Here is a 14534-nt window from a genome sequence, read left to right on the forward strand (position 1 = left end):
CGCGAGCCGCCCGCACCACCCCGGCAACGCCACCGCCCCGCACCCCGACTCCCTGCCCCTCTCGACCGCCCGGAAGGATCCCCGATGACCGAGGCCCTGCCCACCCTCTGGTTCGTACTGATCGCCGTCCTGTGGTCCGGCTACCTCTTCCTCGAGGGCTTCGACCTCGGCGTGGGGATGCTGATGAAGCTCATGGCCCGTGACGACACCCAGCGGCGCGTGCTGCTCAACACGGTGGGCCCGGTGTGGGACGGGAACGAGGTCTGGCTCGTGACGGCGGTGGGCGCCACGTTCGCGGCCTTCCCCTACTGGTACGCCTCCCTCCTGTCCGCGCTCTACCTGCCGTTCCTGCTGGTCCTGCTCGGTCTGATCTTCCGGGCCGTGGGGTTCGAGTGGCGTGGCAAACGGCACAGCGACACCTGGCGCAACGGCTGGGACCGGGCCATCGCGCTCGGGTCGTTCGCCGCGGCAGCCGGGATCGGCGCGGCGCTCGCCCTGACGACGACCGGCCTGCCGCTCGACGCGAACGGCGACCGCGTGGGCGGTGCCTTCGCCTGGGCCACTCTGCCGGCACTCCTCGGTGCCGCCGCCGTCGTGCTGTTCTGCCTCGTCCATGCCGCCGCGTTCATCGCCCTGAAGACCGACGGCGGCGTGCGCCTGCTGGCGGACCGCCTGTTCCGCCGGCTCCTGCCGGTCGCGATGCTCCCGTTCCTCGCGTGGGCGCTCCTGGTGCAGCTGGACACGGGATCGGTGCTCACCTGGCTCGCCGTGGTCGTCGCCGTCGGCGCGCTGACCGCCGCCCACCGTTTCTCGTCGGTGGGCCGTGACGGCCGCGCGTTCGCGGCGCTGGGCCTCGGGATGCTGGCGCTGGTCGGGTCGATCTTCGGGGCCGTGTTCCCCGTGGTCCTCCCGTCGACGATCGACCCCGCCTTCGACCTGACCGTGCAGAACGCGTCGTCCTCGCCCTACACGCTCGGCCTGATGAGCATCGTCGCCTGCTTCGGGGTGCCGCTCGTCCTCGCGTACCAGGCGTGGACCTACTGGGTCTTCCGGCAGCGGGTCTCGGAGTCGAGCATCCCGGCGGCGCACGCCGTCACCGCACTGTGAGCGGCGCCCTCGGGACCGCCGTGTCCCGGCCGGATGCCGGACGCGTTCCGGTCACCCCGGAGGAAGGCGACGCCGTACCGGCGGGCCGGCGCGTCTCGCCGCTGACCACGCTGAGGGCAGGAGGGCCCGCGGGCGCCGCGGGGTCGACGTCGGCGCTGTACCTTCTCGGCGTCCTGGCCGCCGTCCGCGCGGCCGGGCTGGTGCTCCTGGCGCAGGCCCTCGCCCTCGGTATCGGCTCCCTCGCCGCCGGCTCGCTCGACGTCCGCGGCGTGCTGTTGCAGGGTGTCCTCGGTGCCGGACTGCGCACCGTCGCGGCGTGGGGGCAGGACGCCACCGCCGCGCGCCTCGCGCTCGGTACCAGGGAGCGGATGCGCGAGGCGGCGCTCCTGCGCCTGCTCGACGACGGCGGCACCACGCGTGCCGCCGCGGGCAGCGGCACGGGCTCCCTCGCGGTGCTGCTCACCCGAGGGCTCGACGGGCTCGACAAGTACTACACGCAGTACCTGCCCGCGCTCGTCACATGCGCCGTGGTCCCGCTGCTCATCGGGGCGCGGATCCTCGCCGCGGACTGGGTCAGCGCGCTCGTCGTCGTCCTGACGGTGCCGCTCGTGCCCGTGTTCATGGTGCTGATCGGCCTCCACACGCAGGAGCACACGCAGCAGGCCACCACCGCGCTGGGACGCCTGTCCGACCACCTGCTCGAACTCGCGCGGGGTCTCCCCGTCCTCGTCGGGCTCGGCCGCGCCGCCGAACAGACCCGCGCCCTCCGGGACATCGCCGACACCTACACCTCCCGCACCATGACGACCCTCCGCACGGTCTTCCTCTCCTCCCTCGCCCTCGAGCTGATCAGCACCCTCTCGGTGGCGGTCGTCGCGGTCTTCGCGGGCGTGCGCCTGATCCACGGTGACCTGGGCCTGGAGACCGCGCTGATCGCCCTCATCCTCGCGCCCGAGTGCTACGGCCCCCTGCGCGACGTCGGTACGGCCCACCACGCCAGCGAGGACGGGGAGGAGGCCGGCGCCCGCGTCCGTGCGGTCATCGACGCCTCCGCGGCACCGCCGGAGGACCTGCCGGTGCGCGCGGGCCAGGCGGACGGCGGGGCGGGTGGACCGGACGCCATCCGGGTGGAGGGCCTCACTGCCCGGTACGACGGCCTCCTCGAGCCGGTCCTCCCAGGCATCTCCCTCGTGCTCGAGCCCGGGACGCTGACCGCGCTCCGGGGCCCGAGCGGTTCCGGGAAGTCCACCCTGATGCGCGCCCTGGCCGGGGGAGCGGCCCTCCCTCCCGGGCTCCGCCTCGGGGGCCGGGTGTCAGGGCTCCGGCCCGGCGCGGTCGCCTGGGTGCCGCAGCACCCCGAACTCCTGCTCGAGACGGTTCGCGCCGAACTCGCCCTCTATGCCGGGCTTCCCGCGGGATCGCCCATCCTCGACGCCCAGCTCGCCGCCGTCGGTGCCACCGGACTCGCCGACCGCCGCAGCACGGAACTGAGCCCGGGCGAACTGCGGCGCGTCGCCGTCGCCCGCGCCCTGCTGCGCGCACAGGATCCGTCCGTCACCCTCCTCCTCCTCGACGAGCCGACCGCCCACGTGGACGACGACGCCTCCCGCGCCATCCGCGCAGCCGTCATGGAGCGCCGCACCGGCCTGACCGTCCTGCTGATCGCGCACGACGACGAGACGGCGCGCCTCGCATCGGCCGAGGTGCGCCTCGGCGGGCCGCCTTCGCGCGGTGGTGCGCCCGGCCCGATGCCCCGTTCCAGGGCGGAGATCCCGGAGATCCCGGACATCCGGGACATCCGGGACATCCCGGACATCCCGGAGAGGGCGGGGATGCCGGAGGTCCGGTCCGGCCGCGTGCCGGCGGAGCCCGACGCAGGGACCCGGCCCACCACGCGGGCCGATACCGTGCCCGGCACCACCCCCGAATCCGCGGTATCCCGGACCCCCTCCGGGGATGCGGTCGGGCGCCGGTCGCACGCCCCCGCGGCGTCGTGGCCGCACGTGGCCCGTGATGTGCTCGCGCTGGTCCGGCCGTGGGACCGGCGGTTCCTCGCTGCAGCCGTGCTCGGGCTCGGCGCCTCGGTCTTCGCCGTCGCCCTGACCGCGCTCAGCGGCTGGCTGATCGTCCGGGCCGCCGACCAGCCGCCCATCCTCTACCTGCTCACCGCGATCGTCGGGGTCCGCTTCTTCGGCATCGGCCGCTCCCTCCTGCGCTACGAGGAACGTCTCTGGCTGCACCGCGCCGTGTTCCGCCGGGCGGACGATACGCGGCTGCGCCTGTGGACCGGCCTGCTCGGCACCGGGCGGTCGTGGCGCACGATCGCCCGGGGCTCCGGGGGCATCGAACGGCTGGTCGGGGACATCGACGAGCTCCGGGACCTGTCCTCGCGCGCCCTGCTGCCCTTCCTGGTCTCGGTGCTGACCGGCACCGGCGCGCTCCTCACGACGGCCGTGCTGCACCCGGCCTCCCTCGGGTGGCAGGCACTGTCCGTCGTCGCGGCCCTCGTCGTCGCACCGGCCGTCGCCGTCCTGCGTGAGCGGGCCGCGGGCGCAGCCGCGATCCGGTTGCGGGCCCAGGGCCTCGAACGCGTCACGAGCCTGCTGCGGGCCGCCCCCGATCTCCGGGTGAACGGCGTCCACCGGCCCGCGCTCGCCGAAACGCGTGAGCTGGGGGGATCGGTCGCGGCGGCGGCGCGTCGTTCGGCCGCGGCGGCGGGTGCGTCGACGGCCGTGATCGTCGCCGCGTGCTGCACCGCCTCCCTCGGCATCCTCGTCGGCGCGGGCGGTCTGCCGGCGGACCTCACGGCCGTCCTGGTGCTCATGCAGCTCGCCCTGATCGAGCCGTTCGTCGCCGGCACGTCCGCCGTGCAGCACTGGGGTCCACTGGCGGCCGTGACGGGCCGGATCCTCCCGCACCTCAGCCCTGCCGGCTGGGAGGAGGGCCTGCAGCACACGGACGGCAGCATCGGCGGCCCGCCCGCGCAGTCCGCCGCGCTCCGCCGGGCGAGCATCGGCTACGAGCCCGGGCGCCCCGTGGTCGCCGGCCTGGACCTCGAGCTGGCACCGGGGCGCTGGACCGGGCTCACGGGTCCCTCCGGCAGCGGCAAGTCCACGGTGATCGGTGCCCTCCTCGGCTTCCTCCCCCTCGAACGCGGGACACTCCTCGTGAACGGGGAGCCCGGGAACGACGGCGATACACCGCGCATCGCCTGGTGCCCCCAGGAAAGTCATCTCTTCGATTCCAGCCTGCGCTCCAACCTGCAGCTCGCCCGTGCGCCCGGCGACCCGGCCACGGACGCCGAGCTGGACGCCGTCCTCGGTGCCGTGGGACTGACCGGCCTGGTCGAAGGGCTCGACGACGGGCTGGATGCACCCGCCGGCGCGGGAGGATCCAGGCTCTCCGGCGGGCAGCGGCAGCGGCTCGCCGTGGCGCGCGCCCTGCTCACGCGGTCCGGCGTCGTCCTCCTGGACGAACCCACCGCCCATCTCGACGCCGACGGCGCCCGGTGGCTGCTCGAGGATCTGCGGCGGGGACTCCCCGACACCGCCGTACTCCTCGTGACGCACGACCCCGCGGAGGCCGCACGGTGCGACGACGTCGTGGCGCTGGACGCCCGCGCCGTCCACGACCGGACGTCCCGGGGGGTGGACGCCTGACCGGCGGGGTCACGCCAGGCCGGCCGGGTACGCCACGGACTGCTCCGTCCTGCCCTGGGTGAGGGTGGGCGCGCTCCTCCTGGAATACGCTGGGGCCATGAACACGCCCTCCACGCCCGGCCACGACGCCGGTGCGGACACCCCGGCACCGGATGCTCCACAGCTGCCCGACGGGCTGCAGTGGCGGGCGCTCACCTACGCCGACATCCCCCGCTGGCATGCGCTCATCCAGCGCATCGCGGAGCAGGACCAGCCGGACTGGGTGGAAGAGCGCGCCGACCTCGAGCAGGCATTGCGGGCCTCGAAGAACGATCCCCGCAGGGACACCGTCGCCGGGTTCGACGGCGACGGCGAGCCGCGGGCCTTCGGGCGCCTGTCGCGGAATCCCGGCTCGTCGCTCATCCACGGCGCCGGCGGGGTCGACCACGCGTGGCGCGGTCGCGGTATCGGCCGGGCCGTCCTCGCCTGGCAGGCCTGGCGCGCGGAGATGCGGCTGCGGGAGACCGGACACACGGAGGGGGTCTTCCGGAACTACGTCGAGGAGCGCAACCCCTCGCACCTGGCGCTGCTCACCGCGAGCGGCAGCAGCATCGTCCGCTACTTCACGGAGATGACGAGGCCGCTGGACCAGCCCATCCCCGACCTCACCTTCCCCGAGGGGCTGCAGCTCCTCACCTTCGCCGAGGGCGCGGACCGCGGCATCTCCGAGCTGGTCCGCCTCGCCCACAACGACGCCTTCCAGGACCACTGGGGGAGCGAGCCGCGCGATCAGGAATCGTGGCAGTTCACCGTCAGCCACCCGGAGTTCCGTGCGGACTGGAGCCTCGCGCTCCTGGACCCCTCGACGGGCGAGGTCGTCGCCTACCAGCTGTCCAGCTACGATCCCGATTCCCAGCGGCTGCTCGGCCGCACGGAGGGCTATACCGACCTCCTCGGTGTCCGGCGGACCTGGCGGGGTCGCGGCCTCGCCCCGGCCCTGCTGGCCGAGGCGATGAGGCGGTACCGCGCGGCGGGCATGCAGAACGCGGGGCTCGGCGTCGACACCGAGAACCCCTCGGGGGCGCTCGGCCTGTACGAGCGCATGGGCTACGTCCCGACCCAGCGGTCGATCGTGTTCGACCTGCCGTTGCACGTGCGCCCCGCCTGACCCTTCCCCCACCTCTTCCCCTCGGCGGGCGGACTGTGGTTCACTCGTAGGCACGGAGGGGAGTATCCCCACATCCGGTTCGTCGTCACTACGAGGGTCCCGGCACCCTCCGGCGGACAGGGCCACCCGGGTGGCCGGGAGAGACCTCCAGTTGGTATCCACTGACTGGAAGGCACTTCATGGACGTCCCCCTCTGGGTCTGGTTCGCCGTCATCGGCTTCATCCTCCTCATGCTCGTCGTCGACCTCGTCGCACACCGGCACGCCCACGTCATCAGCGTCCGCGAGGCGGCCGCCTGGTCCGGCGTGTGGGTGTTCTGCGGCATCGTGTTCGGGATCATCGTGTGGCGGGTCTGGGGCGCCGGGTTCGGGCAGCAGTACTTCGCCGGCTACCTCATCGAGAAGTCCCTCGCCGTGGACAACGTCTTCGTCTGGGCGATCATCTTCACGTTCTTCGCCGTCCCCCGCGAGTACCAGCACCGCGTCCTGTTCTTCGGGGTCCTCGGCGCCCTGGTCTTCCGCGGGATCTTCATCGCCGCCGGGTCGGTGCTGATCCAGAACTTCTCCGGGGTCCTCTACGTCTTCGCGGCCTTCCTGCTCTTCACCGGATACCGGATGCTCGTCCAGCGCGACGAGCACATCGATCCGTCGAAGTCGCGGGCCCTGAAGCTCTTCCGCCGGTACGTGCCCACGACGGACGCCTTCCACGGCCAGCGGTTCCTCATCCGGAAGAACGGGATCCTGCTCGCCACCCCCCTGCTCGCCGTCCTCGTCCTGGTGGAAGTCACCGACATCGTCTTCGCCGTCGACTCCATCCCCGCGATCTTCGCCGTCACCGACGAGGTGTTCCTCGTCTTCACCGCGAACGCGTTCGCGATCCTGGGCCTGCGCGCCATGTACTTCCTGCTGGCCGACCTCATCCACCGCTTCGTGTACCTGAAGGTCGGGCTCGCCCTGGTCCTCGTCTGGGTGGGCATCAAGATGGCCCTCAAGATCGACCTCTACTACATCCCCACGCCGATCTCCCTCGCAGTGATCACCACTATCCTCACCGCCGCCGTCGTCGCGAGCCTGGTCGCCACCCGCGGCCAGGCACGGCGGAACCTGCCGGGACCCGCCGTCGCCCCCTTCCGCACCGCCGGCGAGGAGGAGATGGCCGCCCTCCAGCCGCTCCGGGGCGGGCGCCGCGGCTCGACGGCGCGGGCTCGGGCCGGCCGGGACGGCGGGCCGGAGATGTCCACGGGCGACGACGCGCAACCGACGCCCGGCCCGGGGCCGGATCAGGGCGAGCCCGCGGACGGCGGGACGAGCGGCGTGGACCGCCGGTCATGACGCCGGAGCGGAGGGCTGCCGAGCGGGTGGGGTCAGCGCGCCGCGCGGCTGCGCCAGGGCCGGCAGCACCAGCGAACTCATGGCGCATCCTCCCCACCCTCGTCCTGCGCCGCGGGCTCGCCCTGACCGTCCCGTCCGAGGACCCGGTCGCGGGTGGCTACTCGTGGACGGGCTCTCCGGTCACGCGGTGGTCGGCGTGGTTCATGCCCTCGAGGATGAGACGGGACAGATGTCCGTCCACGATGCTGTAGATGACGTTGCGCGCATCCTTCCGCGTGGAGACCAGCCCGGAGAGCCGGAGCTTGGCCAGGTGCTGGCTCACGGCCGTCCGGTTCGCGCCGGTGGCAGCAACGAGGCTCCCGACGTCGGCGGGCCCGCCGGTGAGGATCCAGAGGATGTGCAGGCGGGTCGGATCCGACAGCATCCGGAAGGTCGCCGCGCCGGCCTCGAGGCGCTCGGCGTCCGGCTCCACCGGGTGGACGAGGCTCGGCCCGCCCTGCGGGCCGTCGTCCGGAGCGGCGGGCTCCCGGGGGTCGGCGGACTCCCCACCCAGATGTCCACCCAGATGTCCGCCCATGCCGACCACGTCCCTTCCCTTCCTGGCCCCTGCGGTGATGTCCTGACCTACCGTCCGCCGCCCGCGGGCCGGGCCGTTCGCCCGTCCGGCGTCATCGACGTCGGAGCGTGGCCGTCCCGGGCCCCCGACGGCCACACCACGAAGGCGACGACGGTGCCCGCGAGCGCGAGTGCCGCGAGGGTCAGGGCGGCCACGGCCTGGCCCGCGGCCGCGCCCACCCAGCCGGCGACGGGGTAGGTGAGCATGAAGCAGGCATGGGACAGGGAGAACTGGGCGGTGAAGAGGTAGCTCCGGGTGCTGTCGGTGGCGGCGCGGCGCAGCAGCCGCGAGGAGGGGGTGCTGATCATGGAGGTGCCGATGCCGAGGACGGACCACAGGCCGAGCAGGATCGCCCACGAAGTGCCGGTGAGGGGCACCCGGCTCTGCTCGGTCAGGGCGAGAAAGGCCGCGGCCGGCAGTCCCGCCGTCAGGACCGCTGCGCCGATGAGCATGAAGGTCCGGTCGGGGGTGCGCTCCAGGACGCGCGGCGCGAGGAAGGCGACGAGCATGGAGCCCGCACCGAAGGACGCCAGGGCGATCGCCACGTCGGTGTTCGATCCGCCGAAGAGGTCCCGCGCGTAGACGACCGTATTGACCAGCACGAGGGCCGTGGCGGCCGCGACGACGAGGTCCAGGGCCAGCAGCCCGCGCAGGGGTGGCTCCCGCAGGAAGATCCGGCTGCCGAGGGTGGTGCGGTGCAGCAGGGAGCCCTGCTGCACCGCCGGCGGGATCGCCGGCAACGCGGTCGCGAGGACCATGGCCGCGGACACCAGGAAGCCGAGCATGGTTCCCACGAACAGGGTGTGGAACGTCATCACCGTCAGGAGGGCCGCAGCGAGCAGCGGGCTGACCAGGGACTCGAGATCGTAGGCGAGCCGGGACAGTGACAGCGCCTTCGTGTAGTCCTTCTCCTCGGGCAGCACCACCGGGATGAGGGCCTGGAACGCCGGGGTGAAGGTCGCCGACGCGGACTGCAGGACGAACACCAGAACGTAGACCTGCCAGACCTGGTCGATGAACGGCAGGCTCAGGGCGATCGCCGCGCGCACCAGATCCGCGCCCACGAGGACCGCCTTCCGGGGGAGGCGGTCGACGAGCGCCGCCATGACGGGTGCCACGAAGACGTAGGCGACCATCTTGATCGTCAATGCCGTGCCCAGGACCGCGCCCGCCCGACCGCTCGCAAGATCGAAGGCCAACAGGCCGAGCGCCACGGTCAGCAGGCCCGTCCCCAGCAGGGCGACGACCTGGGCGGTGAAGAGATTCCGGTACGCGGGACGGCGTAGGACGGACAGCATGGCGGAGGACCCGTCTCGAGCAGGAGTACTTTACCTCAGCATAAGTGCACCAGTACGCACGTGGTCACATGTCGTGCATGATCGTCGGTCCGTTCAGCCCGCCGGGGCGAGGTCCCGGCGGCGCATGAGACCCAGCGCCAGAGCGCCGCCCGCCGCGACGGCCGCGACCAGCCACCACAGGCCCTCGACGTCGACGCCGTCGCCCGTCACCGTAGGCGTGACGCCCATGGGTGACAGCTGGACCACCCAGTCCGGGAAGCCGAACAGGGGCCCGAACAGCCCGAGCATCATGCTGACCAGCACGAGCGCCCACCCGAGCGGGATGGTCAGCCGCGGGGCGACGACGAAGATCACCGCCGTGACGACGAGGAACACCGAGGCCGCGGCGATCTGCCCAGCACCGGTGATGGCCACATCACCCAGCAGAGCCCAGTCGCCGTCGCGGGAGGCGAGGCCCGCCGCGGCGCCCGCCAGGGCCGCCCCGATCACCACCAGGATGCCGACGAAGGCGATGACGAGGAAACTCGCGAGCCACCGGACGCGGTCCACCGGGGTGCTCAGCACCAGCTCCGCCGTGCCGCGCGTCTCCTCCTGGCGTGCCCTGCAGACCGTCTGTACGGCGCAGCACGCGGCGAGGATGCCCAGCATCGTGAAGAAGACGACGACCGTGCCCTGTTCAACGTCCGCGCCGCCGGCTATCGAGCGGATGACCTGCTCGACGGCGGGGTTGTCCGTCCCGATGTCACGGATCACCGCGGCGAGGGTGGTTGCGAGGATCCCCGTGACCAGGCCCCCGACACCCCACCCGAGGATCGAGGCCCGGGTCTGATGCGCGACGAGACCGAGCGGGGTCGACAGCGTCGCGGGGGCGCTGCGCCTGCCCCGCCGCTCGGGGACGAAGCTCCCGCCGAGGTCACGGACCGAATGCAGGGCGACCGCGACGCCGGCCAGCACCATCCCGAGTGCTGCACACCAGAGGATCGGCCACAGGTTGTCCTCGGCGAACGGCCGGGTCTGCTCTCCCCACCCGAACGGTGACAGCCAGGTCAGCCAGGAGCTCTCGATGCGCTGCAGATCGTTGCTCGGCGTGCCGAGGGCGTTGCCGACCCCGGCTGTCAGGAACGAGACCATCAGGACCCAGACGGCCAGGGAGTTCGCGCCCGACGACGTCCTCATGAGCTGGGCGGAGACGAGGCCCACACCGAGGAAGGTCAGCCCCACGGCGCCGGCGCCCAGGCCGGACACGACCGAGCCCCGGACCCCGAGTCCGGCGGCGGTCAGTGCGACGGCGCTGAGGGTCGCCAGCACGACATTGGCAAGGATGCCGTGGGTCAGCGTGGCACCGAGCGGTGCCCGGCGTCCGGCCCGGGTGGCTGCCACCAGTTCGGCGCGCCCGGTCTCCTCGTCGCCGCGTGTGTGCCGCACGGCGAGGAACGAGCTCATCAGGGCCGCGAGGAGCGCCAGGAACGGGAAGATCAGGAAGAGCATGAAGGCGCCCTCGCCGGCTCCCGACGGCAGTCCACGGAAGAGCAGGATCACGGGATTGGCCATGACCACCGCCAGGATCGAGGCGCGGGCCTCCTCGGTGCCGTACGCCTGCGCGACACTCACCTTCGTCAGGTAGGCCAGCAGGGCGGTGCCGGCCGTCCACAGCAGCAACTGCACCCCGTCGCGCCGCACTCGCTGGCCGAGGAGCACCGGGAACGTCGTCATCGGGCCGCTGTCCTGTGCCGCTCGCGAACGGTCCCGTCCTGACCGGTCGGGGCTATGTCGTCGCCGTAGTGCCGGAGGAACAGCTCCTCCAGGGAGGGTGGTTCGATGCGGAGCCCCTCGACCTGCAGTGCCGTGAGCGCCGGCAGCACCGAGGAGACGTGGTCGCTGTCGACGGTGAACCGGGCCCGTCCGTGCTCCAACCGCACATCGTGGGCGTCCGGGATGGACTCGAGCGGCGAGGCGTCCGCTGCCGCGAAGGAGACCTCGGTACGGGTGAGGTGGCGCAGGTCGGCGAGGGTGCCGGACTCCACGACCTTCCCGGCACGCACGATGCTCACGACGTCGCACAGCTGCTCGACCTCGGAGAGGACATGGCTCGAGAGCAGGACGGTGGCTCCGCCCTCGCGCACCCGGGTGATCTCGTGCTGGAACACCATCGCCATCAGGGGGTCCAGGCCGCTGGTCGGTTCGTCGAGGATGTAGAGCTCGGCGGGCACCGCGAAGGCCGCGATCAGCGCCAGCTTCTGGCGGTTGCCTTTGGAATAGGCCCGGCCCTTCTTGCGCGGGTCGAAGAGGAAGGCCTCCACCAGCCGCTCCCGCTCGAGGCGGTACCCGCGCTCGTGGCGTCGGACGCCGCGCAGGCGGGAGAGGAAGTCGATCGTCTCCCCGCCGGACAGGTTCGGCCAGACACTGACATCGCCGGGGACGGACGCGATCCGGCGGTGCAGGGAGGCGGCCTCACGCCAGGGGTCGGCGCCGAAGACCTCGACGGTGCCCGACGTCGCGCGGGCCAGGCCGAGCAGGACGCGGATCGTCGTGGACTTCCCGGCACCGTTGGGCCCGAGGAAACCGTGGATCCGGCCCTCTCCGACGTCAAGGTCCAGCCCGTCGAGTGCATGCACCCGACCGTAGTACTTGGCGAGATCACGGGCCGAAAGGACGCTGGCCATGCAGGGGAGCATACGCCCGCTGCGAAACCTTGGGAACGGTCCTCGGGCCCGGTGGCCGGCCCTAGAGCAGCGTGCCCTGGGCGTCGTCGTCCGGGAGTGCGTCCCGTGCCGGATCGCCGGGCTGCGACGCCGCCGCCGTCGGTCCACCGACCTCCGGCACCGCCGGCCGCGTCGCCTCGATGAGACCCACCAGGTTCGGTCCGACGGCGTCGATCTGCTGGGTGAGGGGGACACCGGAACCGTCGCGCCGCCCGTGTTCGGTGGGCAGGGCGCGGGCCACGCCGTTGGCGGAGGCGGCACGCGCGGGGCCATGGCCCGCCCATGCCAGGGAGAGCGACTCCTCGCCTCGGAGGAAGCGGTGCGCGCGCACACCGGCGGTGGCACGGCCCTTGACGGGATACTCGGAGAACTCGGTGACCTTTGCCGAGCCCGCAGCCGTCCCGGGCAGCGCGTCGCCCGCCGCGGCCACCGTCACCACCACGCCCTGCCCGTCCCCGTGGGACACCGCCCCGAAGTGCAGGACGGCGTCGCCGGCCGCGAGCTTGATGCCGGCCACCCCGCCGGCCGTCCGGCCCTGCGGCCGCACGACCGAGGCCGGGAACCGCAGGAGCTGGGCCAGGCGGGTGATGAAGACGAGGTCGTCGGCATCGGAGGCCGCAGCGATTCCTACCACTTTGTCCTTCGGCTTGAGCGAGATGATGCCCCAGTCGTCGCGGTTCAGCGGGTAGTCGGGCTGCACGCGCTTCACCACGCCCTGCGCGGTGCCGAGGGCGACCACCGCCCCCAGTGGGGCGAGCCCCACGAGGCTCTCGCCGCGCTCCAGCGTGATGAACTCCGACGACGGCACTCCGCCCGCGAGGTTCGGCACGCCGGCCGTGGGCGGCAGGGCGGGCATGTCCATGACCTGGAGGCGGATCATCCGGCCGGCCGAGGTCACGGCACCCACCTCGCCGCGCGCCGTGGAGGCGAGGACGGACCGGAAGGCGTCGTGCTTGATCCGCTGCCCGTCCCCGAAGGGCTGCCGATCGGAGGTACGGGCGAGCTGGCCGGACGCCGAGAGGAGGACCCAGCAGGGATCGTCGGCGATCTCGAGCGGCATCAGCGCCTTCGCACCCCTGGCAGCGGGCGCCGGGAGGGTGGAGCCCTTCAGCGGGGCGGCCGCCTCGGACTCCAGCAGGACGGTGCGCCGGGGGGTGGCGAACTGGTCCGACAGCGCGGCGAGCTCGGCGGAGACCAGGGTGCGGAGCCGTTCCTCCGACCCGAGGACGGCGTCCAGCTCGGCGATCTCGAGGCGGAGCTGGTCCTGCTCCTTCTCGAGCTCGATGCGCGAGTACTTCGTGAGCTGGCGCAGCCGCAGCTCGAGGATGTGGTTCGCCTGGACCTCGGAGAGGTCGTAGATGGACATCAGGCGCTCCCGCGCGGCGGAGGTCTCGTCCGAGGAGCGGATGATCTGGATGACCTCGTCGATGTCCACGATCGCGACGAGCAGGCCCTCCACGAGGTGCAGGCGGTCGCGCTTGCGCTGCAGCCGGTAGGAGGTGCGGCGGCGGACCACGAGGATCCGATGGGTGATGTAGACCTGCAGGAGCTCCAGCAGTCCGAGCGTGCGGGGCTGCCCGTCCACGAGGGCCACGTTGTTGATGCCGAAGGAGTCCTCCATCGGCGTGAAGCGGTACAGCTGCGCGAGGACCGCGTTCGGGTTGAAGCCGTTCTTCAGCTCGATCACGAGGCGCAGGCCGTGCTTGCGGTCCGTGAGGTCGACGATGTCGGAGATGCCCTGGAGCTTCTTGGCGGTGACGGCGTCCTTGATCTTCTCGATCACCTTCTCCGGGCCCACGGTGTAGGGGAGTTCGGTGACCACGAGGCCGGTCCGGCGGGCGGAGAGCTGCTCCACCTTGACCGTGGCGCGGGTCTTGAAGGAGCCGCGTCCCGTCGCGTAGGCGTCCCGCACGCCGTCGAGCCCCACGATCTTCCCGCCGCTCGGGAGGTCCGGTCCGGGCACGAAGCGCATGAGGTCCTCGAGCGGGGCCTCCGGGTGCGCGATGAGGTGGCGTGCTGCCGCGACGACCTCGCCGAGGTTGTGCGGCGGCATGTTCGTCGCCATGCCGACGGCGATGCCGCTGGCACCGTTGACCAGGAGGTTCGGGAAGGCGGCGGGGAGCACCTCCGGCTGGGTGAGCTGGTTGTCGTAGTTCGGGACGAAGTCGACGACGTCCTCGTCGAGGTGGTCGGTCAGCGTCAGGGCGGGGGCCGCCAGGCGCGCCTCCGTGTACCGGGCGGCCGCCGGGCCGTCGTCGAGCGAGCCGAAGTTGCCGTGCCCGTCGATCAGCGGCAGGCGGAGGGAGAAGTCCTGGGCCATGCGCACCATGGCGTCGTAGATGGCGCTGTCGCCGTGCGGGTGGAGCTTGCCCATCACCTCGCCCACCACGCGGGCGGACTTCACATGCCCGCGGTCCGGGCGCAGGCCCATGTCGGTCATCATGTAGAGGATGCGCCGCTGGACGGGCTTCAGGCCGTCGCGGGCGTCGGGGAGTGCGCGCGAGTAGATCACGGAGTACGCGTACTCCAGGAAGGAATCCTCCATCTCGGTCTCGACGTCGATGTCGATGATCTTCTCGGTGAAATTCTCCGGCGGTGCGGAGTTCTGGCGCCTGGCCACGTGGCGGTTCCTCAACAACTCAGGGGTACGGTTCGGGGTGGTCGAGCGGCATCC

9 protein-coding genes are annotated in these 14534 nt (G+C 72.5%); 4 read left to right on the forward strand and 5 right to left on the reverse strand.

Annotation, left to right across the window (positions count from 1 at the left end; translation table 11 throughout):
• The first annotated feature begins 84 nt into the window (after positions 1-84).
• From cydB to AC4D2F_RS00520, 4 genes are all read left to right on the forward strand, one after another.
• A complete protein-coding gene (gene cydB, locus AC4D2F_RS00505) occupies positions 85-1107 on the forward strand; it encodes a cytochrome d ubiquinol oxidase subunit II (RefSeq protein WP_490909077.1) in 1023 nt (340 codons plus the stop codon).
• On the forward strand, positions 1104-4766 hold the full coding sequence (gene cydC, locus AC4D2F_RS00510; protein WP_490909078.1) for a thiol reductant ABC exporter subunit CydC: 3663 nt from the start codon (positions 1104-1106) through the stop codon (positions 4764-4766). Before cydB ends, cydC begins: the two co-directional genes overlap by 4 nt.
• Before the next feature lie 97 nt (positions 4767-4863).
• Positions 4864-5913, forward strand: a complete 1050-nt coding sequence (locus AC4D2F_RS00515) for a GNAT family N-acetyltransferase (RefSeq protein ID WP_490909079.1) — start codon at positions 4864-4866, stop codon at positions 5911-5913.
• A gap of 179 nt (positions 5914-6092) precedes the next feature.
• Positions 6093-7244, forward strand: coding sequence for a TerC family protein (locus AC4D2F_RS00520; protein ID WP_490909080.1), 1152 nt, complete (start codon positions 6093-6095; stop codon positions 7242-7244).
• A 157-nt stretch (positions 7245-7401) separates the two neighbouring features.
• On the opposite strand, the gene AC4D2F_RS00525 is transcribed toward AC4D2F_RS00520, so the two are convergent.
• The 5 genes from AC4D2F_RS00525 to AC4D2F_RS00545 all read right to left on the reverse strand — a co-directional run bounded on the left by AC4D2F_RS00525 (position 7402) and on the right by AC4D2F_RS00545 (position 14480).
• On the reverse strand, positions 7402-7821 hold the full coding sequence (locus AC4D2F_RS00525; protein WP_490909081.1) for an ArsR/SmtB family transcription factor: 420 nt from the start codon (positions 7819-7821) through the stop codon (positions 7402-7404).
• 47 nt (positions 7822-7868) lie between these two features.
• Positions 7869-9158, reverse strand: coding sequence for an MFS transporter (locus AC4D2F_RS00530; protein WP_490909082.1), 1290 nt, complete (start codon positions 9156-9158; stop codon positions 7869-7871).
• A gap of 93 nt (positions 9159-9251) precedes the next feature.
• Positions 9252-10871, reverse strand: a complete 1620-nt coding sequence (locus AC4D2F_RS00535) for an ABC transporter permease (RefSeq protein WP_490909083.1) — start codon at positions 10869-10871, stop codon at positions 9252-9254.
• Positions 10868-11821: an ABC transporter ATP-binding protein gene (locus AC4D2F_RS00540; RefSeq protein ID WP_490909084.1), complete on the reverse strand. Its 954-nt coding sequence runs from the start codon at positions 11819-11821 to the stop codon at positions 10868-10870. The genes AC4D2F_RS00535 and AC4D2F_RS00540 overlap by 4 nt, the downstream gene beginning before the upstream one ends.
• A gap of 61 nt (positions 11822-11882) precedes the next feature.
• A complete protein-coding gene (locus tag AC4D2F_RS00545) occupies positions 11883-14480 on the reverse strand; it encodes a DNA gyrase/topoisomerase IV subunit A (RefSeq protein WP_490909085.1) in 2598 nt (865 codons plus the stop codon).
• Positions 14481-14534 lie beyond the last annotated feature (54 nt).

This window comes from Arthrobacter sp. TJ-263 (assembly GCF_058269155.1).

Excerpts from the sequence above, each read along its gene's own strand:
- AC4D2F_RS00520 (WP_490909080.1), top strand. The coding sequence starts at position 6,093 with ATGGACGTCCCCCTCTGGGTCTGGTTCGCCGTCATCGGCTTCATCCTC.
- AC4D2F_RS00525 (WP_490909081.1), bottom strand. The coding sequence starts at position 7,821 with ATGGGCGGACATCTGGGTGGACATCTGGGTGGGGAGTCCGCCGACCCC.
- AC4D2F_RS00535 (WP_490909083.1), bottom strand. The coding sequence starts at position 10,871 with ATGACGACGTTCCCGGTGCTCCTCGGCCAGCGAGTGCGGCGCGACGGG.
- AC4D2F_RS00515 (WP_490909079.1), top strand. The coding sequence starts at position 4,864 with ATGAACACGCCCTCCACGCCCGGCCACGACGCCGGTGCGGACACCCCG.
- cydB (WP_490909077.1), top strand. The coding sequence starts at position 85 with ATGACCGAGGCCCTGCCCACCCTCTGGTTCGTACTGATCGCCGTCCTG.
- AC4D2F_RS00540 (WP_490909084.1), bottom strand. The coding sequence starts at position 11,821 with ATGGCCAGCGTCCTTTCGGCCCGTGATCTCGCCAAGTACTACGGTCGG.
- AC4D2F_RS00530 (WP_490909082.1), bottom strand. The coding sequence starts at position 9,158 with ATGCTGTCCGTCCTACGCCGTCCCGCGTACCGGAATCTCTTCACCGCC.